The organism is Corynebacterium lipophilum (assembly GCF_024102595.1).
GTDB classification, from domain to species: domain Bacteria; phylum Actinomycetota; class Actinomycetes; order Mycobacteriales; family Mycobacteriaceae; genus Corynebacterium; species Corynebacterium pseudogenitalium.
Genome location: NZ_JAEUWV010000022.1, coordinates 1 through 26,932 on the forward strand (window position 1 = coordinate 1; position 26,932 = coordinate 26,932).

Consider the following 26,932-nt stretch of genomic DNA (forward strand, 5'->3'; position numbering starts at 1 on the left):
ACGCACCATACCGAGAAGCACCAGTCTCGGTCTCAAATGTCTTAGCAACCTTGCCGAAATCGCCTTCTTCAAGCTTGTTGCGCAACTGTGCAGTCTGGTTTTCCTGCGTGCGCGAGACACCATACGTGCCCTTAAACGGCAGGTAGATCTTGCCATTATCCTTCGACGGCACAACTACCGTCTCAGCGATATGCGAGCCCTCACCGTGCTCCTTCTGGTACTCGGTGATGATACGTTCCTGGTTGGCACGCTCCTGTTCAACGGTGTAGCCCTCGTTCGCTTCCTTCCACGCATCCAGCTGACGTGCAACCTCATCATTGAGGTAGGAAGCAATAATCTCTACACCACCGGCTGCACGGTCGCCCTGGCCCGGCTGGTACTTGTAGTACCCCGGCAAAGAACCGGCATCTTCACCGTTTTCCCACCACACCTGCGACTGGTTCGGAGCAGCAAGGCTCTTAATGGTGCCATAGTTGCCATAGTCCGGGAACTGACCATCAACCGTCGGCTTACCGGTCTCACCGTCTAGCGCGCGGGTCCACTCGGACTCAGGCTTTGCCAACCAACCGACATGGTTCGGCTTCTCCTCCAGCACGAAACGCCCGTTGGTAATACGCGAGCCAGACGGGCCGGCGGTGAAGTTCCACGACTCCTGCACACGGTTGGTACGCGTGGTGTAGCGACCAGAGTTCATGTCACCAGCCATTACCACCGAGTACTTATTCTCGTCAGGGTTTTCGCCCCATACGCGGACCCTGAGGTTACTATCGCCAGCGAGGTGAAATGCCGGTGCATCATACTCATTGGTGACATTTTCTGAAAGATCAAAAGAGAAACGACCCTCCGAGTCCGTCAGCGTGTAGAACACCGGGGACACTTCACCCTTGCCCGTGACGTACTGCAGATAGATGACGTTGCCCTTCAACGGCTCATTACTGTCCGCCAGGTCGTCCGCACGGCCGTCCTTGTTGATGTAGGCGTAGCCGTGGTAGCCGTAGTAATCACGCCAGCCACCCTTGGTGTAGATGGCGTCCGGGACAAGTTTGTTCTTGCCCTGCGCCGCTGCAGGAGCCTCTGCACCAGCCGCGACAACTGGCACATCCTGCGCAAACGCAACCGGCTGCGCCAGCGGCGCAACCAATGCAAATGACAACGCAGCCGCAGCAAGCGACGTGCCACGACGTGCCTTATATTGGCCTCGCATAAACATTCCTTCCATATTGTCCAATTAATGTGACTTCAACTTCACTGACCAAAAGCTCTAAAACCGCACTACCGCAGGTCGTCGAGGTGAAGGTCGGACTGGGTCTAGTCACTCATTGTAAATTGTATCAACCCATAAAGACTGCAGAGTCCCCACAGTACGTTTCTAACTCTCCAGTCGACACAATGACAATTGCCAGAAATGCGCAGCTTGGAAACTGTAGTTTTTCTATTACTACAATTCAGTACCCATATGGAATACTATTCGACGCCATCTCATTAGGACCAGTTCATTTAAACTAAAAGGTGAATGTTAACATTTGTCGAAATAATTAGCTTCAATAATTGAAAGAAAAAGTTGTCGTCTATTACAGCAATAGTAATAGGCAACAACTTTAATTTTCTTACCGATGTTTTAGGCCAAATTTAATTAATGTAGCCCCCTGCATGGGGGAGGGGCTACACCGTGGTCCTTTTACTTCTTTGGCGTCTCGGTCGCAGGCGTCTTCGGGACAGCATTTGCGGTCGGCTTTGCAGGAGCCTTCGCGTTACTTCTCCGAGGAAAGCTTCGTCGTCTTACCGGACGAACCCTGCAGCTCGAGGTCCTTCACCGAAGAGGAAGGACCGCCGGGCTTGCAGTTATCGTAGATGACCGTACCGGCCAGGATGCCTGCGGCGATCAGCGCAATTCCCGCAACAACCATGCCGAGGTCAGCGCCAACCGTGCGCAGCTGCGCGTTGATACGCTCTGCCTGGCGGGCCATCTCCGGGTTGAAGATGCCAGCCTGCTGCTGGATGCGCGTGTTCGCAGCCTGCAGCTGTGCTTCGACGTGGCCAGCGAGGTCACTCAGGACTGGGATCTGGATCTGGGAGGCCAGACCCAGCGGCAGCAGCGCAATCAGCGGCAGACCGAAGCCCACAGCAGACGCTGCACAGGCACCAGCGTTGACCTTGCCAGCAACCGTGACGGTCTTTGCCTTATTGTCAGCGCCGTCCCTGACGTTGATCTTGTCGCCCTGCTTGAGCTCAACGCTCTTTGGCAGGTCAACGGACCAGTTCCCGTTCGCGTCGGTCGTCGCCTTAAGCTCCTTGCCATTCGGCAGCGTGACGATGATCGTCTCGTTCGGGCGGTCACCCTTACCGGAGATCTTCGTGTCACCCGCCGTAATCGGGTTCACCGTCGGCGCAGTGGTGTCTGGCTTCTCACCATCGTTTGCCGGGTCCGAGCCAGCCTTGATCTCAGCTTCATTCGTGACGCCGTCACCATCGAAGTCGCCATTCGGATCCAGCAACGACTTGCCATCCTTGCCGATCAGGTCGAAGTTGGCGGTCGCGCTGTTCGTCGAGTCGTCCTCATAGGTGAAGCCAACCTCGACAGACGGACGAGCGAACGGCGTGAACGTCTCGAAGAACTTGTCCCAGCGCTTATCAACTTCGGTGCTCTTCAGCTCCGGCAGCTTCGCCGCGAACTCATCAGAGACATCCTTCATCGACGGCGCCTTCGTCTTGAGCACGCCGTTCTCCTGCGGGGTGAACGCCCACTTGTCAGCACCCTGCGACTTCTTCGCCTCAGCACTCTTCACCGGTGCCTTGGCACCGAACGGGTCGTTGGTGTTCTTCTCACCATCAACCGGCACCTCGGTGAGCGCGTCGTACTTCGGCACGAAGCGCTCGGCGTCAGCGCCGACGGTGATGGTTGTCTGCACCTCGTCGGTGGAACCGTCCGGGTAGGTCACAATAACAGTGACGTCGTAGACACCCGGCTTCGAGGTATCCGGGGTCTTCTTGTACTTAAACGTCGTACCCTTCGGCAGGCTGTCGGCGTCCTTAATATTGCCCTTCGCATCCGGGGTGCCACCGGCCTCGACCTTCTGATCCTGCCCCTGTGGGTCATTCTTGTCGGCGTCGGTTGCGTTCTTCTGCACCTTGACGTTGGCGTTGACCTTGTCGGTGGTGCCATCCGGGTAAGTGACGACGATGGTCACCGGCTTGTCGCCCTCAGTGGAGGTGTCCGGAGCCTGCTCGTACTCGAAGGTCGTGCCCTCCGGCAGCTCGTCGATGTTGGTGACGTGGTCCTTGGCCTCAGGTACCTCGTTCGGAGCGACGGTCTTGTCCTTGACCTGTGGTTCGTAGGTATCGGCGTCCGACTTCTTCGGCTGCTCCGGCTGTGGCTTCGGATCCTCCGTCTTCGGCTCCTCCACCTTCACGGTGGCCTGCACCTCGTCGGTGGAACCATCCGGGTAGGTCACAATAACGGTAACCGGCTTATCGCCAGCGGTAGAGGTGTCCGGATCTTCCTTGTACTTGAACGTCGTGCCCTTCGGCAGGCTGTCCGCGTCCTTGACGTTATCTTTCGGTTCCGGCTTCTTGCCGGTTTCAATCGTCTGGTCCTGGCCCTGCGGATCATGTTGGTCAGCCTGCGTGACCTTGTCTTGGACAACGACCTTGGCCTGCACCTCATCGGTAGACCCATCCGGGTAAGTCACGATGACGGTCACCGGCTTATCGCCAGCAGTCGAAGTATCCGGGGTCTCCTTGTACTCAAACTTCGTACCCTCCGGCAGCTTGTCCGCATCCTTGACGCTGTCCTTCGCCACTGGGGTCTTGCCCGTCTCGACCGTCTGATTCTGACCCTGCGGGTCGTGCTGGTCAGCCTGCGTGACCTTGTCTTGGACAACGACCTTGGCCTGCACCTCATCGGTAGACCCATCCGGGTAAGTCACGATGACGGTCACCGGCTTATCGCCAGCAGTCGAAGTATCCGGAGCCTCCTTGTACTCAAACTTCGTACCCTCCGGCAGCTTGTCCGCATCCTTGACGTTGTCTTTCGGTTCTGGCTTCTTGCCGGTTTCGACCGTCTGGTCCTTGCCTTGCGGGTCGTGCTGCTCAGCCTGATCCTTAGCGACCTTCACCGTCACCGGCACCTCATCAGTGGTGCCATCCGGGTAGGTCACAACAACCACAGCCGACTTGTCACCGGAAGTGTCAGTCTTCGGCGCATCCTTCCAGGCGTACTTGGTGCCCTCCGGAAGATCGTCCTTGTTCGCGATCGAATCCTCAGCCTTCGGCTCAGAGTTCTTCGCAACCTCCTGGTCCTTACCCTGCGGGTCGTGCTGCTCAGCCTGATCCTTAGCGACCTTCACCGTCACCGGCACCTCATCAGTGGTGCCATCCGGGTAGGTCACAACAACCACAGCCTTCTTATCACCAGAAGTGTCGGTCTTCGGAGCTTCCTTCCAGGCGTACTTGGTGCCCTCCGGAAGCTCGTCCTTGTTCGCGATCGAATCCTCAGCCTTCGGCTCAGAGTTCTTCGCAACCTCCTGGTCCTTACCCTGCGGGTCGTGCTGCTCAGCCTGATCCTTAGCGACCTTCACCGTCACCGGTACCTCATCGGTGGTGCCATCCGGGTAGGTCACAACAACGACAGCTGGCTTGTCACCAGAGGTGTCGGTCTTCGGAGCATCCTTCCAGGTGTACTTGGTGCCCTCCGGAAGCTCGTCCTTGTTCGCGATCGAATCCTCAGCCTTCGGCTCGGAGTTCTTCGCAACCTCCTGGTCCTTACCCTTCGGGTCGTACTTGCCGGCCTGGTCGGTGACCTTCAACGGCACAACGTCGGTGTGCTCGGTCTCGTTGCCGTCCTGATCCACCAACGTGTAGGTGACGGTGACATTCGGCTTTTCCTCAGAAGCGTCAACCGTCTTCTTCGGCTTGCCGGTGATTGTGCCGCCCTTGAACTCCAGCCCTTCCGGAAGGCCCTCAACCTTGATAGAGCCCTTCTTCAGCTCGAAGCCCTGTGGCAGCTTGTCAAAGCCTTCCGGCTTCACTTCCTGCTTGTAGTCCTCGCCGACGACGCCGTCGGCAAGCTTGGTGTCCGTCACCGTGATCTTGGTGACCACCTGCTCCTTACGCTTCTGAGGAACGAGTTTCTTTTCGGTCTTCTCGACGCGCTTTTCCGGATCTGCCTCGTCCGGGTTTTCGTAGACCGGTTTGCCATCGTCGCCAAGCACCGGCACATCCTGCTCGACCATGACCTCAACCTCGCGAGTCACGATGACCTCAGTGGTACCCGGGGTGGTCGGCTTGCCGGTGATCTTGCCACTCTTCGGGTCGATCTCAAGGCCAGCTGGCAGATCCTTCGCGGAGAACACTGGTTCAGTGCCCTCTTTCATGTTGCCCGGCAGATCCTTGAACAGCGGTGTGACGTCGTTATCCGGGAAATCGGTTCCCACCGAACCCAACGGCAGCGGCTCAGGCACAACAGCCGTGAAGGAGTCGGCGATCTCCCATCGATCAGACGGCTCGCCGGAAGCCGGGTCAACAGAGACCAGCGCAGCGGTGTAGACCGTGGTCTCCTTCAGGTCTTCAGGAGCCTGGAAGTCACAAGACTTGAGCGCGCCCTTGTCGTCACTCTTGATCTTGCATAGTGCATCCTTGATCTCGGTCTGGGTGCCGTCCGGGGCGGTGGCGTACCAACGGATTGCGTACTCCGTGTTCGGCAGCAGGCCGGACGTCTTCGTGGTCACCTTGGAGCCGGGACGACCCTTGTTGTCGTAGGAGTTGTACTCCGGAATATCGAAGATCGGCTGTGCAGTCATCAACGGGAACTGCAGACCGTTCATGTTCGCGCCAGCAATAACGGTGCCCTGGTCGCCGTAGTTCATGAACATGTTGGCGACGAACGCAGAGTTCTTCACGTCGCGACCCTCGATGTTCGGGTAGATGTACATGTAGTCAGTGTTGATGTGGCGCACGTCGTACAGCGAAGCACCGGTAAACACGTTGACCCACTGGTTCTGATAGTCGTCGGCGACCTTGCCCCAGTCTTCGTCGCTGACCACATTGTTCACACCGAAGTTGGCCTTGTCGCGCGAGTAGCCCAGCGTGCCCTTGAACGGCAAGTAAATCGTGCCGTCGTCCTTAGACGGGGCAACCACGGTCTCCGCAATGTGGGAGCCTTCGCCATGCTCATCCTGGTACGCCTTGATGATGCGTTCCTGATTCGCACGCTCCTGCTCAACCGTGTAGCTCGGATTCTCGTTCTTCCAGTCGTCAATCTGGCGCGCGACTTCGTCGTTAAGATACGACGCAACGATCTCGATACCGCCAGCGGCACGATCACCACGGCTCGGCTGGTACTTGTAGTAACCTGGCAAGGTACCGGCAGACTCACCAGTCTCCCACCACACCATGGACTCATTCGGGTGAGCAATGCTCTTAATTGCGCCAAAGTCTCCGTAGTACGGGAACTGACCATCCACCGTCGGCTCACCAGTCTCACCGTCGAGAGCGCGGGTCCAATCCTTCTCTGGCTTAGCAAGCCAACCAACGTGATTCGGCTTCTCTTCAAGGACGAAACGACCGTTTGTAATACGGGAACCAGCAGGGCCTGCAGTGAAGTTCCAAGACTCTTGCACACGGTCCGTGATCGAGGTGTAACGCCCCGAGTTGAAGTCACCCGCAGCAACCACCGAGTACTTGCTTGGATCCGGGTTCTCGCCCCAAACGCGGACGCGAACACCACCGGCGGCCAGCCAGAACGGCGGCGCGTCGACCTCATTGGTTACCTTCTCGGACAGGTCGAAGGAGAAGCGACCCTCGGAGTCGGTGGTGGTGTAAAACGTCGGCGAAACCTCACCGTTCTTGGTCACGTACTGCAGGTAGATGACATTGCCCTTGAGCGGCTCATTATTCGATGACAAGTCATCGTGGCGCCCGTCCTTATTGATGTATGCCCAGCCGTGGTAGCCGTAAAAATCACGCCAACCGCCCTTGGTAAAGATGGCGTTCGGTACCTGCTTGTTCTTGCCTTCACCTTGCTGTGCTTCCTTGTTGACGTCAGCACCAGCAACTGCCGGCGGGTTGTCTTGCGCAAACGCAACTGGCTGAGCCAGCGGGGCCGCCAGTGCAAAGGACAACGCCGCGGCAGCAATCGAAGTGCCACGACGTGCCGTGATGCTCTTTCGCATATGTTTCTTCCTTCTTCCCGAAGATCTGAATGTCCAGAAAGTTGTGTCGGTGCCCGTCAATAAGGTGCACAGACCTTTCCCGAAACTAAACAATATCGACAGGAATGCACTGTTCCAGGAATCCTTTTTCGCGAAAACCTTGCGCAATTCCGCCTGCATTCAGTGCCTATTCAGCCGAAATCCACGGCAGCCTGCATCAACCCAAACTGAAGCCGCTTTCCCGGGCGGTTACCTTTCATTTGGTTAAAACGTTTTAAGAATCGATTGATAACGCCCCTGTTTCTTTTACCTTTCGAATTTTGTCCACCAGAGAAACGCCGTCCATTTCCGCCAACACAATGGGACTCGACCTCTTTTACCCTTGAAGAAAACGCAAACATAGCGGTCTCGACATTTACGCCAGACCTTCAGTTCGACGACCCGCCTGACGATCGTCGAAATGAATTCCTCCCTGAGTTTTTCCGGACAAAGATTTGCCGAAGGGGTGACAGAAAACCTCCGGGAAACACGAAACGCCCCCTAATAGGGGCGTTCTAATAGTTGATACAAGGCGGTTTACTGCGAGTTTTCAACGCAGAAGCTGAGGTAGACCGACGGAAACTCCGGAGCTTTCTCCTCAAGCGTTTTGAGCCGCGCCCTCACAATCTTCTGGCGTAGCTGGCGTCGGCTCACGTTGTGGTGCTTGCGCGACTGCTCTTCGATCGCACTAACAAGGCCTTGTGTCAAGAGCGCGTACAGCTTTGCCCTACTCTCCTTCAGCCAAATGGTGTTGAGGTTGAGTACATCGTTGAGAACGTCTTGAGCGGCCTTCATTTCCTCTTCGCCGGGAAAATATGCCGGGTTTGGGCGCACCGTTCCGTCCTTTTCCACGACAACCAGGCTGCCCAACTCAGGAGCCGATGGATCGCGCTGTTCGGCGGTGTTTGGGTTTTTCAATTGGGCGCAAATGTCAGTGTTTGCCTTACTGGTATCACAATGGCGGCTCACCGCACCTGCAAAGTCAGCCTGCCCTGCACACACCGCGAGCAAGTTGGTGAGTTCCAGAGAAGATTCGTGCAATTCGTTGCATCCCGCAGCAGCCCTGCACTCATCACTAGCAGACACACTGCTCTGAGGGTGAAAGTGCTCAATCTTATTCGTTGGAGCGCGGCGCGTGTCTGCTTGAGATTTCTTTGAAGTGCGTCGCTTGTCGTTGATCCTTCGTTCGCAGTAGGCGCACCTGTATCCCTGACGATTCAGCAGAAACGCACGGAGCTTATCCTTGCCTGGGTAATCATGGAACTCTACCCCTTGACGAACCGCACGTTGAAGCTCTGCGCGCAGCTGCTGTTCTTCTTGGTTGTCCTGACGGCGCTGAATAAACACTGTCGGTTCTCCCTAGCCGTCGCTTTCTAAGAATAGATATGCATCTGCTTCCAATAGTTCTGGTACAAGGTCGAGGCCGCCGAGGGATTCCTCAATCCACCGTCGCATCCCAAGGGCTTGCTCACTATTGCCTTGTCCTGCGTGAACCATCTCCATATAGGTGGTGAGCATCCGACGGTTCTCCGTATCCGGTGTAGGATCCACACCCTGGACTCGTTCGATTACCGTCTCGATGTCAAGGCCCTGTGCATACTCGGGTGTGTGCGCCTCATTGTCTACGAGAGCCCGGACTGATGCTGTCTCCGCGTTGGCGATGACCAACGGGCTGTGCGTCGTCACGATGAACTGTACGGCGGGAAAGGTTTCCAACAGCGTCGGCAAAATCTTCCTTTGCCACGATGGGTGTAGGTGCATGTCCACTTCATCGATGAGCACGATGCCGGGAGTCTGGCGCCGCAGATCCTCACCAGAAAGGTGTGGGTTGAGTCGGCCCATACGAGTAGCGATATCAAGCGCTAGACCAGCACAAATCTTCGTGCCAGTAGCCATCAAAGAAAGTGGCAGGGTCCCATGTTGCTTGTGCGTAAGCACCACGGACTTCGCCTTCCGGTCCCACCGGGCATTTCCCCACCCTGTTGGCTCAAGGATGCTATTACACGAGTCAAAGATGGACTGCAGCTGCTGTGCATCGGCGTTCGTCTTAAGAGACTCGTCAGCGCTGAGCGCGTCGAGGCGCTGCGCGTCCAAATATTCAATGTATGACGAAAGCTGGTTCAAGTCCGAACGAGGATCCAGCACATTGTCGTACGCTGACAAGCGAGAAGTGGGCACAGACGCCTTGCGCGGAATCTCCTTCACTAAGCGTTCGACACCATACGCTGCAAAGAGCGGAGCCGTCTTCATACTCGCGTCCGCGATAAGCTCCTCTTTCAAGGACTCACAGTACTTCCGGAAATCAGAATTCGCCCCAACTGTTTTCCGCTTCGGCCCGTTGAGGGAGCGCGTCACCTCAAAACGCTCACCACCGCACACCAAGTCAGCATTGACGGACACCGGGTAGTACGGTTCCACCTGAGACACGCGGTTGTTATTTCCCAACTGTGGCGCTAAGTGTGCGTCATCCTGCTTGATTCCAACTGCTTGGTAGCCGAAAACCCCGACTGGCACCGAGAGGAGGACTTTCAATGCATCCAGCACCGCAGTCTTTCCGGCACCGTTCACACCGGTAAGAACAGTCAAGCGCTCGTGAAAGTCGAGCGAGAACCGCCGGTAGTTACGAAAGTTCTCAAGCGCTAGAGTTTCAAACCTCCACTTAGACATGGGCTTGACTATACCGGAATCGACCCCTACTTCTTACTGCTCAACCCGTCCTTGTTTACCTCGGGTCCGCACTGCGTATAGATCAGCGCACTGAGCGCCACACCGAACGCCAGCAGGCCCGCGCCAGCCAGCGCGATCTCCGGGTTCTTCACGCCGGACTGGCCGCCAGGGCCGAACGCGTCGGCCATCGCCTTGCGCATCGGAGCAAGCGCCTGCTGCACACCAGGGATCTCCTGCGCCGCAATACCCAACGGCAGCAACAACAGCAGCGGCACGCCGGCTGCGACGGAAACGGCGATGCACTTCTCCACTTCCCAGCGCTCCGAACCTGCATCCGGTGCCTGCGCCGTCGTAGGCACAGACGTAGTGGTCTCGGTTGACTGCTCCGGCTCCGTGGTCGGGGTCGGGGCTGGCGCGGCAAACGGGTTCGTGCGTTGCTCCAGCTCATCGAGATTGGACACGCCATCACCATCGGCGTCTGCTGTGCGGTCGAGCAGTGGGTGCTTGTGGGCGTCGAGAAGCTCGAAGGCAGCTGTGGCCAGCTCAACACGGCCGTCTTCGTGCTCGACGATAACGTTGACCGCCGGGCGAAGCACGTGCTGGAAATCCACCGCGAACTGGGCCCACACAGGCGGGCGCAACTGCACCACGCCGTCGCGGGCACTGCCGTAGGCCTCCTCGAAGAGCGCGGCGAGGAACTCCTGCGACGGTGCAACCGCGTGGATCTGGCCGGTGTTCTCGTCGAGGGTGAACTCCCAGCCGTGCGCGCCGGCCGGGGCGTGCATCTCGTAGCTGCGCACCAGCGCCAGCGAGTCGGCGAACGGATCGCGCGTCATGGCGCGTCCGCCCATGTCAACCGGCACGCGGCCGAGCGCACTGTTCGGGTCGGCGTAGTTCGCGCGGGCGTCCGCCGGCGGAATCGGGGCCGCCGAGGTGGTCGGCAATGGGGTAGTGCCCGGCGCGGTCGCTGGGGTGGTCGGGGCCTGCGAGGTCGCCTCGCTTGTCGACGTCCCCTTCGTCGTCACCGGTGCTGGTTCATGCGGCGCCGTGGTCGCCGGGGCAGTAGCCGTTGGGGTAGTCGTCGTCGGGGCAGCGGCAAACGGTGTCGTCTTCCGCGCTGTCGTCGTGGCCGAGGCGGCCACGCGGACGCGCACCGGGATCACGTCGGAGGAGCCGTCCTTGTAGCGCACCGTGATATCGAAGACCACGGTGCCCGGGGTCGCGTGCTTCGGCGCGTGCAGCTTCACCGCATCGCCTTCGACGGTAACGCCCCAGTCCAGCGGCCCGCTGACGGAGACCTCTGCATCCTTCGGCAGGGCATCGCCCAGGTTATCCAGCGTGACATCCCCGTTGGCCTTCGTCGTCGCGCCCTGGTACTTCGGCGTGTAGAGGTCCGCGACGTTCTCGGTAACGCGCAGCGGAATGCGGCCGATCTCTTCGCCGGTAGAGAGCGCGGAGACGACAATCACGTAGTCGTCGCCAGGCTTGGTCTCCACCGGAACGGTCAGCAGCATCGCGCCAGAATCCAGGTCCAGGTCTACTGAGGCACCCTCAACAGACTTCCCTTCGGCACCGATGCGCTCCAGTCGAGCCTGTGCGTTGCCGGCGTGCTCCACCGTCGGAACCAGACGCTCCTGGTGTGCACCCGCTGCTACTGACTGCTGCTCAACCGTGCTCAGTACCGGCAGCGGCATGCGAAGGCGAACCTTCGCCACGCCGCGGATCGGATCCTCGTACGGCACGTGCGCCACGACCGGGACCTCAACATCAGTGTGCTGGCGGTGCGAAACATCGACCGTGAGCTCGCCGGTGTCGGCGTCAATAGTGACGCCCTCCACGGGGCGCTCCAGCTCGAACTGGGTGCCCTCGAACGTGAGCTTCTCATGCTTCTTCGTCGCGCGGTCATCGAACGTCGGCGCCGGGAACTTCGCCGTCTGCCCCGGCTCCACCTGCTGCTCCTTGTACTCCAAGGCATACTGGGCAACGTGCGGCACGAATGTCGCAATCGCGGCCGACACCGGACGCGAGCCCGGGCCCTGCGAACCCTGCGCATCATAACGCTGGATCTTGTTACTCGGGTCCAGCATCTCCACCGGGATCTCAATGCGCTCGCCAACCTGGTCCATGCGTGGCGTGAAACGGACCACGCCCTCGTCATCCACGCTCACCTGAGACGCATCAACCCCGAACGGCAACGAACCCAACTGGAACTCCGCGCGCTCCGGCTTCGCCTCCACCGGATCCGAATCCGGGTTATCAAAGCTCGGCGTGGCAAGCGCCTGTCTACCGACGGCCGCCTGCACCGGATCCCCGTACTCCAGGAACATGTGCGTCACCGCAAAGGAATCCTGCGCCAGCATCGCCTGCACGTTGCCAGCGTCCGACGCGTAGAACAGGCGGGCAATGTACGTATCGCCCTTCTTCGCATCATCCGGCACCTTGAAGTCACACGACTCAATGCGCGCCTGGTCATCCGGCGTCGTTGCCTTGCACTCGTGAACCCGTTCGCCTTCATCGTCATACCAGACGATCTTGTAGCTCAACCCTTTCGAAAGCGGCACGCCCGAACCAAACGTGCGAACCGTCTCCCCCGGAGGCGCCCAGTTATTAAACGTGTTTCGCTTCTCCACGTGGAACTTCAAGGGGGCCGTCGATAAGGCGTAGCGCGGCGAGCTCACCAGCGTCGACCCAGCGTATGCCGAGCCTGCCGAAAGCTTTAACCACGGCACGTCCGACCCCGACCAATAATCAAAACTACCGCCGGGCCCCGGGCCACCCCAGTACCCCAACGCCCACGGGTGGATCGCGCCGACGTTGTTCGGCAGCTCCTTGCCATCCGGGGTCAAAATCGAGACAAACGACCAATCCCAGTTAATATGCTTGGAATACATATTGCCCTTGGCCCATGAGCCCTCATCCCACGACTCCGCAACCCGGTGATGCCAACTGCCCACCAGACCAGAATCATCAAACGAATTACCGTAGGTACCGCGCCAGTACAGGTTGAAATCGCCGTTCTCGTCGGTCCTGGTCATCGCCGTTTCCGCGATCCAGCTCTGGTCCTTCGCAACCTGCTCATTAATCCACAGCTGCAGCTGCTTCTCATCCTCCGGAGTCCACGATCGGCTACGCACCTTCTTGCCGAACTGCTTCTTGCCATACTCGAGCGTCTTCGCCACTGCCTCATCCGACAAGTAGGAGCCGACCACCATCATCCCAGCAGCCGGCGCATCCCCCGCATTGTTCGTCATCGACTCCTGGTAGCGCCGGTTATACGGCGTATCCACCGTATTCCAAAACATCTGCCCCGTGTACACACCAAACGGAGTTCCCGAGCCGTCATTCTCAACCCACTTCGAGCGGTCCTTCAGATGCTGCGCCGAGTTCCTCCGGTCCTGGTACGCCACGAAGAAGCCATTCACCTTGCCGCCACGCCACCAACCATTCGTCTCATACGAAGGCGTCACATTGCCCAACCAATTCGTCGGCGGCACAATACCCGCCGGCTGATGGATCAGGCGGTAATCATCCCGCACGCTCTCCGGCAGCTCCACCCAGACGCGCAGCTTCTCACGCAACTGATCACGCCCGCGATCACCCGAACCAACCACGCCGACCGTCGCATCCGCCAAAAACTCACGCTCCACCCCACGCGCATCCACATACGGCTGCAGCTTCAGCGAAAAGTTCCCGTTCTCATCCACCTCCGTATAAAACGTCGGCGACGAATGCTCCGTATACACGCCCTCATACCACTGCGCGAACACACGAATCGGCTCCCGACGCACCGGCGCCCACGTCCCCGGATGCAACGCCGGCGTCAAATTCCCCGAACCATCATCAACCATCACCGGCCGACCCAGCGGCTCCCCCTTGCGGTTCGTCAGCACCTTCGCCGACGCACTCACCGTCCGCGCCGAACGCGCCACCTCCATCGGCAGCTTCACCGAACCACTCACCGTCGCCGGATCATCCGGATTCCCCGGCGAAAACAACGCCTCCGTCGAATGCAGCGCCTGCGCATAATCCGGCGCAACCACGTTCAGAAACGGCTTCGCGGCCTCCACATCAATCTGCGCCGACGCCTGCGGCACCACAATTGACGACGCCACCACCGCAGCAACCACCGCCATACCCAACCGGGAAGTGTTCATGCGCAGACAACTCCATCTCTAAAAAAGATTGCAGTAATCTGTCAATTAAACAAGTAAACTAGTCCAAATCCAACACGGGCCCGGTTCAGAGGCGCGATGCCGCCAGCGTCGCCCGGTCCCGCGCCTCCTGCGCCGACTCACCCGTCGACGTCACCACCGCAGCACCATCCACAAAACGCACACCAGTCTCCGCCGCCGACATCGCCTTCGCAAGGCCATCGACGCTCGGGACAACATCCTCCACCAGGACCATTGCGCCCGGGCTGACCAACGTGGCGTCGATAGGCAGACCAATCACCGCCCGCGCATGCAGCGAGCACTGATTCAGGCGCTGCGTCGCACGCGTCAGCAATCCATCCAAGGACGGCCGCGGCCGCGCATCAGAGAAGTACACCTCATCACCGGCCACGAACATCTCCACCGCGTACACACCCTGCCCGCCGAGCGCCCCCGTAATCCGCGCCGCAATCGACCTCGCATTCCCCGCCGCAGCCTCCGACAACACCGCCGGCTGCCACGCCTCCACCAAACGGCCGCGCTCATGCCGCGTACCGATCGGCTCACAGAACCACGTCGCCAACTCACCCGTCGCCGGATCCACCGAACGAGCCGCCAAAATCGTCAACTCAAAATCAAACTCAATAAACCGCTCCACGACCACGGGACCCTCCGGGTCCACCTCCGCAGCCGCCTCCCACGCCTTGACCACCTCAACGCTCAAGTCTTCCTCACTCCGCAGCACCGTCTGGCCCTGCCCCTCCGACGAGCGCCCCGGCTTCACGACGACCGGCAAACCCAACCGCAACGCCGCGTCCTCCAGCTCCTCCGGAGAACGAACGAACTCACAACGCAACGTCGGCAAACCCAAGGAATCCGTCGCCGTCGCCCGCACACCCTCACGCGAACTGCACAGCTCCTGCGCCTCCACCGACGGCGCCACAATCGACCCGGCGCGCTCCTCCAGCTCCTTCAGCACCTCAGAGTCCACGCCGGCGCCCGCCACCGTCAACGACGGATACCGCTGCTGCATGTCTTCCGGGTCTATTTCAGTGGTGCACAGGTGCGTCACGTCAAACCCGAGCTGCTTGAAGGACCACGCGAGCTCCTCCTCAACCACGCTGTTGCCCAGCACCAGCACTTGGCGAGGGTCACACCTCAAATCCCGTGCGGGGTCGAGCTGAGTGATGGGCTCGTTGTCGAGCTGCTGTTGCGGCTCCGACTGCTGCTCTGGCTGCTGCTCTTCAGGCATTGCTGCGTTCATAGTGGTCAGCATATTCAGCTGCTTATGTGGCGAGCAAACTTGAGAGGGGAAGGTGCGCTCTCGAGCGGAGTCGGGAAATTGTGAACAAATTTGCTTGTGTGCGCTGTCACAAAAAGCGCAATTTTGTTCACGATTTTCCGAATAAAGTTGAGAGGCATATATCCACCCCCTCGCCCCGAGCAAAAAAGAGGACCTGGGAGCGTCTCCCAGGTCCCGAACTTCGGAGGAAGCAGGAAGCTAGCGGTCCATCACGTCGAAGCGGACGATGGTCTGATCGCGGCCAGGGCCGACGCCGATGTAGCTGATCGGCGCGCCGGAGAGCTCCTCCAGGCGGAGGACGTAGTCCTGGGCCTTCTGCGGGAGCTCCTCGAAGGTGGTGCAGCCGGTGATGTCTTCGTCCCAGGCCGGCATCGTCTCGTAGATGGGGGTGGCGTGGTGGAAGTCGGACTGGGTCAGCGGCATTTCGTCGTGGCGGACGCCGTCGACGTCGTAGGCGACACAGATCGGGATTTCGCCGATGCCGGTGAGGACGTCGAGCTTGGTCAGGAAGTAGTCGGTGAAGCCGTTGACGCGGGCGGCGTAGCGGGCGACGACGGAGTCGTACCAGCCGCAGCGGCGCTTGCGGCCGGTATTCACGCCGACTTCGCCGCCGGTTTCCTGGAGGTACTCGCCCCACTTGTCGAAGAGTTCGGTCGGGAACGGGCCGGCTCCGACACGAGTGGTGTACGCCTTGACGATGCCCAGGGTCGCCGTGATCTTGGTCGGGCCGATGCCGGAGCCGACGCAGGCGCCGCCGGCGGTCGGGTTGGAGGAGGTCACGAACGGGTAGGTGCCGTGGTCGACGTCGAGCATGGTGGCCTGGCCGCCCTCCATGAGGACGTGCTTGCCTTCGGCCAGTCCGGTGTTGAGGACGTTTTCGGCGTCGATAATCATGGGCTTGAGGCGTTCGGCGTAGGACATGAAGTAGTCCATCATTGCGTCGGCCTCAATAGCGCGGCGGTTGTACATCTTGACCAGCATTTGGTTCTTGACGTCCAGCGCCGATTCGATCTTCTGGCGGAGGATTGATTCGTCGAGGATGTCTTGGACGCGCAGGCCGACGCGGGCGACCTTGTCGGCGTAGGTGGGGCCGATGCCGCGGCCGGTGGTGCCGATGGCGCGCTTGCCCAGGAAGCGTTCTTGGACGCGGTCGAGTGTCTGGTGGTAGGGCGCGACGAGGTGCGCGTTGCCGGAGATGCGGAGGCGCGAGGCGTTGGCGCCGCGGGCTTCGAGGCCGTCGATTTCGTCGAAGAGCGCTTCGAGGTTGATAACGACGCCGTTGCCCAGGATTGGGGTGGCGTTCTCGCTGAGCACGCCTGCCGGCAGCAGTTTCAGTTCGTACTTTTCGCCGCCCACAACTACTGTGTGACCTGCGTTGTTACCGCCGTTGGGTTTGACTACGTAGTCGACTTTCCCGCCGAGGATATCGGTGGCTTTGCCTTTCCCCTCGTCGCCCCATTGGGCGCCGACAATGATGATGGCGGACATTCTCTCTCCTTTAATAGGCACTAATCCGGGCTTATTGTAGCGTGAATGGCATGCGTCTTCTTCATTGTGCGTGTGCTAGCTCCCTCACAGTTCCGGGTGCGGAGGAGGTCACACTTCCGGAGGTGCCGTCGAGAAGTGAGCTTTCTTTTCTTCTCGACGCCGCCAGCTCCGCCCTCCCTCACGACCCGACGCCGAGCCTGGCGGAGATCCAGAAGTCGCCGTCGGTGGAGCACCTGGGTGCCCCGCAGTTGGCGCCGCAGCGGCCGGAGGAGCGGCTGCGTGTGGTCGTGTCCGGCAGTGATGCTGCGCTGAGTGCGGTGCTGACGCGGCTGATGCGCACGGACGTGATGTGGGTGGAGGTCGCCTACCTGCCGACCAATGCGGCGTCGCCGGCGGCGGTGGCATGGGGCGCGGGCTCCGTGGACCTGGCCGTAGAGGGCCCGGTGGTGCCGTCGCCGTGTATTCGGACGGACACGGGCGTGGTGGTGGCCGGTTCGGCGACGCTCTCCCACGGGGATGGGCGCAGCGAGTACGTTGGCGAGATCGTGGTGGATTCGCAGCAGCTGGTGATGCGCACCGGCGAGGAACCGTCGGCGCGGTTCTTCGGGCAATTCGGGGCACGCCTGGTGCCGACGCCGGATGCGCCGGGGCTGGCGGCGTCACGCCTGGTCACGCCGCTGGTGGTGCCGGAGGGGCGCCGCGTGGACCCGCAGCGACTCGAGGGGTTGGCGGGCATGCCACTGGGTGGGATGTTTGTGAAAGGCAAAACGGTCGCCCCGGCCCTCACGGACCCGGCGACCGTTCTGACTGGCCGGGCTCTACAGTCCGGCGGGGAGGACATCACGCTGGTGGTGGACGGTGTCGCCCACCCGCGGCCGCTGCAGCGGGTGACGTTCTACCGCCACCTGCGCGACATCCAGTCGGTACGCGGTTAGCGCAGGAACGGCGGGACGCCGCCGTTCGCGTTCAACCAACCAACCACAGCTGCCGCCGCGCCACCGAGCGCGAGCAGCACGCCGACGATGATCGGCCACGGGCTGCGCTGCTCCGGCCGCTGGTCAGGAGCAGGAGCCGGGGACGGCTTCGTGGTCGGGGCTGGCTTGGCCTCCGGCTGCTTCGGCAGGTCCTGCGCGATGCGCTGCTGCTCCACCTTCAGGTTCGGGGCTTTCTCCAGCTCCTTGCGCACCTTCGCTGCTTCCTTGGCGGTGTAGTCCAGCACCGGCAGCGTGAAGGTTTCCTCGAACACGACCTTGCCTTCGTCGTTCTTCACGCGCAAATCCAGAGGCATGGTCTTGCCGGACACGCCGCGCAGGGACTTCAACGGGATGGTCACGTTGCGGGTGTAGTTCGCCTTATCCGTGACCGAACCCAGCGAGATCGGCTGCGAGGTGAACGTGTTCCCAGCACCCCAGGCGGCCTCGATGGTGAACTCGGAGGCGTCAATACCCTGGTTGTCCAGGATGGCGTGGACCTCGTTGTTCTGCTTCTGCAGGGAGATGCCGTTGCCACCCTTGGTGGCGTCGTCAAGCTTGAGGCCGGCCTTCTTGTTGTTGTCCGCCGCGGCGTAGACGGCGAGGGTGTGGGAGTCCTTGTCCTCGTGGTCGTCGACGTGCGGCTCGAACTTCTCGCGCACCACGCCATCCGCCTTACCGATGTCCTTGCCGTGGAACTTCAGATTCTCCCAGTCTGCCGGGATCGAGTAGGTGCCCGGGTAGCACTCGCGTGCCTGCTCGCACTGCTCGTACTGCTTGCGAGCCTGCTCCTCGGTACCGTAATTCCTTTCGTTGGCCACCGGCGAGTGGGAATAATCCGGGTGAGCGAACTGGTACAGGTAGTTCATCACCGACTTGTACTCCGGCAGGAAGTTGCGGTCCCCGCCCGGGTGCTGCTTCGACCACTCGCGGGACTCCGGCGTCGCAGCGCCGTCGTGACCCAGGCCGAGGACGTGGCCGAACTCGTGCAGAATCGTGCCCTCGAGCTGCTTATCCGTGGTCAGGTTCGCGCCCTTCGCCACGAAGAACGCGCTACCCTCGCGGCCAAGGCCGGAACTCATGGTCTTCGCCGACTGACGGTCCCCAATCACACCAACGTGGAACACCGCAGAGCGGTCCCCGAGCAGCTCCTTCTGCCAGCGACCCAGCTGGTCCTCGTCGTCGAGGCCCTTCTCCTGCACGAAGGAGAACTCCTTGTAGCCCAGCTTCTCGTGCTGGCCACCGGCCGTATCCTTCAGCGCAATATCTGGCGAGTACAGCGGGCCCGCATCAATGTGCAGGTTTACGCCCGCGTCCGCGAACGTCTTCTCCAGGTTCTTCAGCACCTGGCGCGACGGGCGGTACACGTTCTTATTGAACTGCGCGCACTCCGCGTACGTTAAGTACCCCTCAGTAGTGGGGTCGAAACGGTCGCCTGTTGCGCAGCCGTGGTGCTCCCACTCGGACGGCATCCAGTTCAGCTGTAGGAAGATGTCCTTCTTGTGAGGGTCCGCACCCCACGCCGGAAGATTCAAGAAGCGGCCGTCACTGAGCATGACGCCTTCCGCTTCCCAGATGTCCGGCAGGCCGTCACCGTCGGAGTCGGCCGCGTCCGCCTGAGTGATCATCTCCATCGTCATGCTTGCGGAGAGCTTGCCGCCGTTCGGGTTGAACCAACGGCCACGCTGGTTGGATGCGCCCTCCGGGTCGACGCCGCCGTGAGCTGGGTCGTTGAGGGCGCCCGCCAGGCCGTCCCACGTGGCCGCCACACCCGTCGCGTACGCGCCGTCCCCATACTTCACCGTCACCTCATAGCCAGGTGCGGCTGGAGTGAGGTGGTAGGCGCCGTCACGGAACTCGGCGGTGTACTCGCGGTCCCGGAACACCGAGGTCAGGTCAACCTGCGTCTGTACGCCGGCTGGGGCATCGACATCCACGCTGACGGTGACGGAGTTGCCGTCGAAAAGGAAGGTACGGGTGATAGTTGCACCTGCTTCCTTGGTCACGAGCGTGACGGTGTTGCCCTGCTTCGCCACCGTCGTGTTCGAGGCGTCCATGTTCACCCAGCTGCCGTCAAGCGCGACGCTGTTCTGCACAGAGACTGCCATGCGACCACCCGCCGAGAACGGGTGCGCGTACCGCATGAACGTCGTCTTGGACTCATCAATATTGAAACCAGTGAACGCGCCCGCCGACGCATCCTGCTCCACAGCGACCTCCGCCGCCCGGGCCACAGGCATTGCCGGAACAGTGACAACACCGCCGAGCAACGCAGCCGACGCAGCGATAGCAATTGCTTGTTGTTTCATGTCTACGTTTTCCTTCTTCGCTCGATCAGTGCCTAGATGCGGATACCCATGTCACGCAGGACCTTGCGGATCTGCGGCTCGTTCATCTTCAACGCCCAACCGACGCCACCAATCAGCGCCAGCAAGCCGACGACGATCCCGATCACCGAGCCCGCCGAGGAGCCATTCACACTGCTCTGCGAGCTACGCGACGGCGCCGGCTTCGGCGTCGGCGTTGGCTTCTGGACGTCCGGCTTCACCGCCTTGACTTGCACGTCTACGACCTTGCGGGAACCATCCGGCAGCGTAACCTGCACCGGGACGGTGCGCTTCGCGTTCGGCTTCACAGTCTCGTCCGTCTTTACCGTGAGGGTGCCGGTCGTCTCATCGATGGCGACGGTCCAGCCGTCGCCGGTGACCTGCTCAGCCAGAGTGAACTTCGTACCCTTCGGGGCCTTTGAGAACACGTTGCTTGCCTCTGTTTCACCAACCCCGACCTCCATGGTGGTCTTCGTCGGCTGCAGCTTCGCCGCCATGCTGTCTGTTGAGCCGGGGTCAACAGTGGCCTTGATGGTCTGCTCGGATCCGTCGAAGTAGGACACCTTCACGGCGAGCGTTGCCCGCTTCGCGTCGTTGCCCTGTGGCGCGGTTGCCTCAATCACGCCGGTCTCCGAGTTCACGCGCACGACCCAACCGTTCAGCTGGCTCTGGGGGCGGACCAGCTCAAACTCGGTGCCTTCCGGCAGGGACTCCTCACCGGTCTGGTGCACCAGCACGGTCTCGCCCGGAGACGCGTTGACACCCAGCTCGTACGCCGGGGCGTAGCTTTCGGCGGCATCGCTCTCACTCACGACGAACTTCGCGTTCGTGGTCGCCGTAGTGCCGTCGGCAAAGGTCACGGTCACAGGGACCACGACCTCGTCGACACCCTTCGGCGCCATAATCGTCAGCGCGCCATGCTCATCGAAGCTCGCACCCTTGTAGTCAGTGCTGAACTTCGCGCCCTTCGGCATCGGCTGACGAGTGAAGTCGAACCCATCATCCTTCACCGTCACATTCGGACGTATCGACGTCCCCTTCTCCCCCGCACGCACATACGACACGGGGTAGACCGGCACGTACTTCGACGCGGTTTGCTCAGGCTGGTCCGCGGCTGGTTCAGATGGACCTGGCTTCAACTGGACCTTAGCCGCTGACTTGTTACCTGCTTCATCGACCACCGTGATCTTGTCACCCGGATTCAACTCGGTACCAGCTGGAACATCAACCTTCCAGTTGCCGTCCTTATCAGTCATGGTCGCAATGACCTTACCGTCCGGCAGCGTAACCTGAATCGTCTCGTTCGGACGGTCATCCTTACCCGAGATCGTCTTTTCACCAGGCCTAATCGGATTCACGGTCGGCGGAGTGGTATCCGGCACCTCCGGGATGCTGGTCGCATCGGCAGGGTTGGAACCCTTCTCGATCTCGTCATGGTTAGCAACACCGTCACCATCGAAGTCACCGTCCGGATCCAGCAAGGACTTGCCATCCTTGCCAACCAGTTCGAAGCCTGCGGTAGCAGCGTTCTTCGAGCCGTCGTTGTACTCGAAGTTCACACTCACCGTTGGGCGAACATAAGGAGTGAAGATCTCCTTGAACTTCGCCCAGCTGCTGTTGACGTTCGGCAGCTCGGCCTTGATGCGCTCGCCGACCTTCTCGTAGCTCGGAGCCTCCGCCGTTACGACGCCACTATCCTTGCCAGTCTCGAAGGACCAGTCGTCGGCACCCTCAGAAGGCGTACCCACAGCTTCCTTGACTGGGACGTCGGTCTGGCCCTCGAACGGATCGACTCCCTCGACCTTGCCAGCCTCAACGTTCTTGCGATCCCCGTAGTTCGGGGAGTACTTCGCAGCATCCTCACGCGGATCCACAATCGTCACGTTGATCTCGCCGACGGTTTCGTCGCCACCGTTGGTGATAACGACCTTGGCATCCTGCGGATCAGTACCCTCCGGCACCGTCACCTTAACGTTGCCGTCCTTGTCGATCTCGACCTTGGATCCCGGGATCTCATTGCCGTCCTTGTCGACCAGCTTGCCGGTCTCGTCACCCTTCGGGTTCTCAACTTTGCCGACCTCATGCGGCCTGTTATCAGCCGAGACGGTGGTGTTCTCACCAGGGATCACCGAAGGATCCTTCGGTTGAACCTCAACCGTCACGTCAACGTTGTCCTTGGAGCCATCCGGGTAGGTCACAACAAGCGGAACAGTGATCTTGTCACCAGGTGTCGCATCCTCCGGGATGGTCACCGTGATCTCACCAGTGTTCTTATCGATGGTCACACCGTCCGGCGTGGCCTCACCCGGGGTGAACGTCGTGCTATCCGGAACAGTAGTCGGGTTGCCGTCCTTGTCCTTGAACGTCGGACCATCAGCCGTGACATCCTCACCCGGCTTACCAAAACCATCCTCATACGCAGGCTCGAAGTGATCGCTCGCGTTCGGAACCTTCGGGTTGGAATCTTCCCCATCCGGGATACCGTCACCATCGTCATCGCCGTCCTCAGTGTCAGGCTTCCCGTCACCATCGGTATCCAGCTTAAAGTCCGCATCCATCTTATCGGTGCTGCCATCCGGGTAGGTCACCGTGACAGGAACATCGAACACCTCAACGGTGTCCTTGTTCAGCTTAAACTCATCCGGGATGGTCACCGTGATCTCTCCGGTGTTCTCATCAATCGTGACTTCGTAGCCCTCAGGAACAGTGAAACCGTCAGTGATCTTGAACTTCGACCCCTCAGGAGCGGTTACGTCCTTGCCATCCTTATCAGTAAAGGTCGGCGAGGATTTCGTCTCCTCACCAGGAACGACTAACTTACCCTCATACTTCGGCTCAACCGTCGTAGCGGTCAGCTCCGCAACGTTGAAGGTTGCGTCAGCGCGAGCAACAACATGAGCCTGCGTAGTAGGATTACCTTCCCCATCAAGGACAGGATCACCGTTTTCATCAAGCTTCGGGACCTGCAGATCTGCATCACGCATCACAACCGGGAACACAAACGCCTTACCCGCCTGCGCAGCAGTCGGAGTAAACGTCACAACACCCGACTTCGGATCAACCGCAACCTGATCAGCGCTCACGCCCGCAGGCGACGCACCAAGCTCAAACTCCGCATTCACAGGCTTGTCCTCAACAGCATCAGCAGTCGCCGGATTGTCAAATACCGGATCCGAGAAAGCCGCAACACCCTCCTTCGCCGCTACCTCCTTGTAGTCAAGGAAGGCACCGGTCACTGCAAAGGCATCCATCGCCAACACAAGATCATCCGCCGACGGTTCACCGTTAGTCACCTTCAAACGGGCAGTAAACGTACTACCCGCATACGCATCTACCGGAACTTTCAGCTCACAGCTCGGAATCTTCGTAGCAGCATCAGCGTTGACAGGATCACACTTCTTAACAGATTCGCCCCAACTATCAAACCACTCAATGCAGTAGTTCAGATCCTCAGTAATCGGCAGACCAGACGTATCCGTCTGGATTGTGTCCCCGATCATCGCGAAGTTATCAGTAGTATTTTTCTGCACCACATCAATTTTCAACGCCTGCGGCACAAGCGCAATATTCCAGCCAGTGTAGCTATCAGCAGTGTCATCGATGAAAGATGCGTAGCCATCAAAGGATGTTGCGTAACCACCAGACCTCAATTCAAAGCCGATGCTCGGACCTCCCCATTGACCAAGCAACCACGGATACAACACACCAATATTATCCGGAAGCGGGTTGCCATCCTTGTCGTAAATGCTGACATAGCTCCATTGCATATTCACATGCTTGGACCCGAGGTCGCCGTCCTGCCAGGTCCCTTCATCGTGTGACCCAGCTAGCTTGTGCAGCTTGTCTGCAGGCGGGTTAAGACCACCACCATTTCCAGTGTGACTATTTCCGTAGAGACCTCTCCAACGCAGCTCAAACGTGCCATCTGCACCAGTGGTAGTAGTCAGCGTCTCAGCGATCCAACCTTCAGGATCCGCAGCTACCTGCTCATTAATCCAGCGCTGTAGAGCGGCCTCATCAGCAGGAGTCCACTCACTGCCGCGCGGCGTCTTGCCGGCAAAGTTCTCCTTCGCATACTGCTCAATCTTGGTCACTGCCCCGTCGGTCAGGTACGAACCGACAACTTTCAAACCAGCAGCTGGAATATCCTTTCCACCATAATCATTGACGTCGTTGAGACTCAGCGCACCCGGCGGCACATCCAAATTCCAAAACGCACGACCAGCGTAAGTACCATCCTCACCACCCGAGCCGACACTTTCGACCCACTGGTTTTCAGGCAAGTGCTGCGGCAGTTTATCCTTCCGAGCATACTGGATGGTCATACCAGTAATCTTAAAGTCACCCCACGCGCTATCGCCCTGGGTAGTCAGCGTCGTATTCACACCGATACTCGGGAAGATAGCAGCAGCTGGCTGGTGCACCAGACGGTATTTGTCCGTCAAATCCTCGGGAAGTTCGGTCCACACCCGGATTTTCTCAATTAAACTACCCCGGCTACCCCAAGCATCAGCTGATGTCTGGTGAAAATTTGGCTCTGCCTGAAAAGAACGATTCACGCCGCCAGCATCGACATACGGTGCCATGTTGATAGTGAAGTTACCGTTTTCGTCACTCTCGCTGTAGTACACCGGCGAGACACTTTCGGAGGTTTCCCCCTCATACCACTGCGCAAACACCTTTACACCTTGAAGGGCATTACCGGAATCCTGGACGTAGCTGAAACCACCATCGCCTTTCACGATTTCTTTAACAGAACCAGAAATCGTACCTGTGTTCTCAGGATTACCAGGAGAGAAAATCGCATCCTTATAGGCTTCAATATCCGAAGTAGCATTAGCACGCTTCGGCACGCCCGCAGTCTGATCAGCAACAGGACCGGACTCCTGCCCAACCGCAACCGGCTGCGCCAGCGGGGCAACCAACGCAAACGATAACGCCGCGGCGGCAAGTGAGGTGCCACGGCGGCGTCGATAAGTGGAAGAATTCGAACGAGACGGCGAACGCAAAGCAGAGTCCTTTCAAGGAAACCCGTCGTCCCCACGCGCTGTGTGGAAGCTGGGCAAATAGTAACAGTTACCACCAAGAATACGGACTACACCGACAAATGACAATCACTACCCCTAGTCCAAGTCGAAGGTTTCCGGTGGGTACGCCGGCGTGTCCGAGGTCGGCGCAAGCGCCGCCAGCGCAGACTCTCTCGACATACCACACACCTGCAGCAAGTCCACCGTCAGCGAACGCGTCTGTGCCAAAATCGCGTACTCCGACAGCACCGCATCCTCACCCAACAACTCCACCGACGAGCCCTGCGCTACCGCGCGCAACTCGTTCACGATCTGCGGGATCACCGTCGCCTGCGCACGCCGCGACTTCACCTCGTACACCTCAGAAATGTCCAGGCACGCCTTCGCCAGCACATCGATCAGCTCAATCTGCTGCGGAACCACCCGGTCCCCATCCTCACACAACACCAACGCGCGACGCGCCAACACTCGGCACGAACGCACCGCGTTATCCACCGGCGGAATCACCAAACTCAGCGAGTTGATATAGCGGCGCGCGCCCCACAGAAACGGCGAAATCTTCGTCGTCTCCTTGCCCGCGTTCACTGCCGACGCCATATCGTCAATATCCGTCTGCGACCCGCGGATCGCCTCCAGCGCATCATCGATTACTTGAGGATCGCGGTCGGTGAGGCCTATGGCGACGTCGTCAAGCACTGAACTCATCAACCCCATCAAGTTCGAAATCTCCGCACGCACGGGCTCCATCGGCCCCTGCGGAATCAGAGCAATCGTGGCCATCGCCACCATGCAGCCCACCGCCGCGTCAATCGTGCGATCAAAACCCGTCACCTCCGCACCGGGCGGCATAATCGTCGCGATCAGAATCGAACCAATCGCCACCTGGTTATTCACCAACTGCGACTTCGAAAAGAACGACGCAATCAACAAACTGCCCGACACAATCGCCGCAATCTGCCAACCCCCATCCCCCAACCTGTAAAACAGCGAATCCCCCACCAGCACGCCCAACGCACAACCAATCGACAAATCGATCGCCTTCGTAATACGCTCCCCACCCGACATGCCAATAATGATCACCACCGAAATCGGGGCAAAAAACGGCTTCGCGTTGCCAATAATGTCCCCCGCGATCCAATACGCAATACCCGCCGCGATACCCATCTGCAGAATCGGCAACAGGCGCTTACGCACACGCATCAACCGCGCCTGAATCGACTGATCCACCGACGCCAACCGGGCACGCGTACCCATTCTCTCTTTCGCCATGCCATAACCATAGCGCCCCGGGTGGTCGTGCCGTTTTCGTTCGCTTTTCGTTCTCGTTTTCGTTCCGGTCGACCTCTTAGCGTTGACCAATGCAGGTCAGCGCGAAATCGGGGAATTGGCGTCGAAAAGCCTCAAAATGCCGTGACCTGCATTGGTCGACCGGAGGAGGTCGACGGGAGCGGCGGGGGCGGAGCGGTCCACTACCTGTAAATCTCTCCACGGTGCCCAACATCAACCACCAACACCGTCACGATGTCATCTTGAATCTCAGCAATTACCCGACATTCCACCTACAAGGGCTTTACCGCGGACGCGTGGATCATTCAACCGCGACAAATCACCCAAGACTTGAAAAAGCCGACGCTGTACCTGCTTGTCTAGCCGTCGCACCGCCTTTCGTGCCCTAGGCGAAAACTGCTATGTCCATAGGGTTTTTGGACACGGAGTCCGGTGTCTTTTTGGACACGGAATCCATGGTGTTCTTGGGCACTTCTAGCGGCTTACGGTTGCAGCCTGCGTTTCGGCCGGGGCTTGGATAATTT

The 26,932-nt window shown here is 59.6% G+C and carries 11 protein-coding genes; 1 reads left to right on the forward strand and 10 read right to left on the reverse strand.

The window, feature by feature from the left end; translation table 11 throughout:
• The 7 genes from JMN37_RS10175 to JMN37_RS10205 all read right to left on the reverse strand — a co-directional run.
• A partial coding sequence (locus tag JMN37_RS10175; RefSeq protein WP_252932042.1) for a hypothetical protein occupies positions 1–1,204 on the reverse strand: 1,204 nt, incomplete at its 3' end.
• Positions 1,205–1,751: 547 nt separating this feature from the next.
• On the reverse strand, positions 1,752–7,169 hold the full coding sequence (locus JMN37_RS10180) for a Rib/alpha-like domain-containing protein (RefSeq protein ID WP_252932045.1): 5,418 nt from the start codon (positions 7,167–7,169) through the stop codon (positions 1,752–1,754).
• 555 nt (positions 7,170–7,724) lie between these two features.
• Positions 7,725–8,534, reverse strand: a complete 810-nt coding sequence (locus JMN37_RS10185) for an HNH endonuclease family protein (protein WP_252932047.1) — start codon at positions 8,532–8,534, stop codon at positions 7,725–7,727.
• A gap of 12 nt (positions 8,535–8,546) precedes the next feature.
• On the reverse strand, positions 8,547–9,854 hold the full coding sequence (locus JMN37_RS10190; protein ID WP_252932048.1) for an AAA family ATPase: 1,308 nt from the start codon (positions 9,852–9,854) through the stop codon (positions 8,547–8,549).
• Positions 9,855–9,880: 26 nt separating this feature from the next.
• A complete protein-coding gene (locus tag JMN37_RS10195) occupies positions 9,881–14,008 on the reverse strand; it encodes a YPDG domain-containing protein (protein ID WP_252932050.1) in 4,128 nt (1,375 codons plus the stop codon).
• Positions 14,009–14,093: 85 nt separating this feature from the next.
• The gene (locus tag JMN37_RS10200; protein WP_252932053.1) at positions 14,094–15,269 is read right to left on the reverse strand and encodes an ATP-grasp domain-containing protein; all 1,176 of its coding nucleotides are present in this window, start codon (positions 15,267–15,269) and stop codon (positions 14,094–14,096) included.
• A gap of 237 nt (positions 15,270–15,506) precedes the next feature.
• Positions 15,507–16,796, reverse strand: coding sequence for an adenylosuccinate synthase (locus JMN37_RS10205; protein ID WP_070361829.1), 1,290 nt, complete (start codon positions 16,794–16,796; stop codon positions 15,507–15,509).
• Between the two features lie 50 nt (positions 16,797–16,846).
• Here JMN37_RS10205 and JMN37_RS10210 point away from each other — a divergent pair, with 50 nt between their 5' ends.
• Entirely contained in the window at positions 16,847–17,731 is an 885-nt protein-coding gene (locus JMN37_RS10210) for a hypothetical protein (protein ID WP_252932054.1), read from the forward strand.
• Here JMN37_RS10210 and JMN37_RS10215 read toward each other — a convergent pair.
• The 3 genes from JMN37_RS10215 to JMN37_RS10235 all read right to left on the reverse strand — a co-directional run bounded on the left by JMN37_RS10215 (position 17,728) and on the right by JMN37_RS10235 (position 26,390).
• Positions 17,728–20,076 carry a zinc metalloprotease gene (locus tag JMN37_RS10215; protein ID WP_252932056.1) on the reverse strand — a complete coding sequence of 783 codons (2,349 nt, stop codon included), beginning with the start codon at positions 20,074–20,076 and terminating at the stop codon, positions 17,728–17,730. The genes JMN37_RS10210 and JMN37_RS10215 overlap by 4 nt on opposite strands.
• A gap of 32 nt (positions 20,077–20,108) precedes the next feature.
• Positions 20,109–25,103, reverse strand: a complete 4,995-nt coding sequence (locus JMN37_RS11385; RefSeq protein WP_269010985.1) for a YPDG domain-containing protein — start codon at positions 25,101–25,103, stop codon at positions 20,109–20,111.
• Positions 25,104–25,217: 114 nt separating this feature from the next.
• Positions 25,218–26,390 (reverse strand): FUSC family protein, encoded by a 1,173-nt coding sequence (locus JMN37_RS10235; RefSeq protein ID WP_252932059.1) that lies wholly within the window; start codon positions 26,388–26,390, stop codon positions 25,218–25,220.
• Positions 26,391–26,932: the final 542 nt, after the last annotated feature.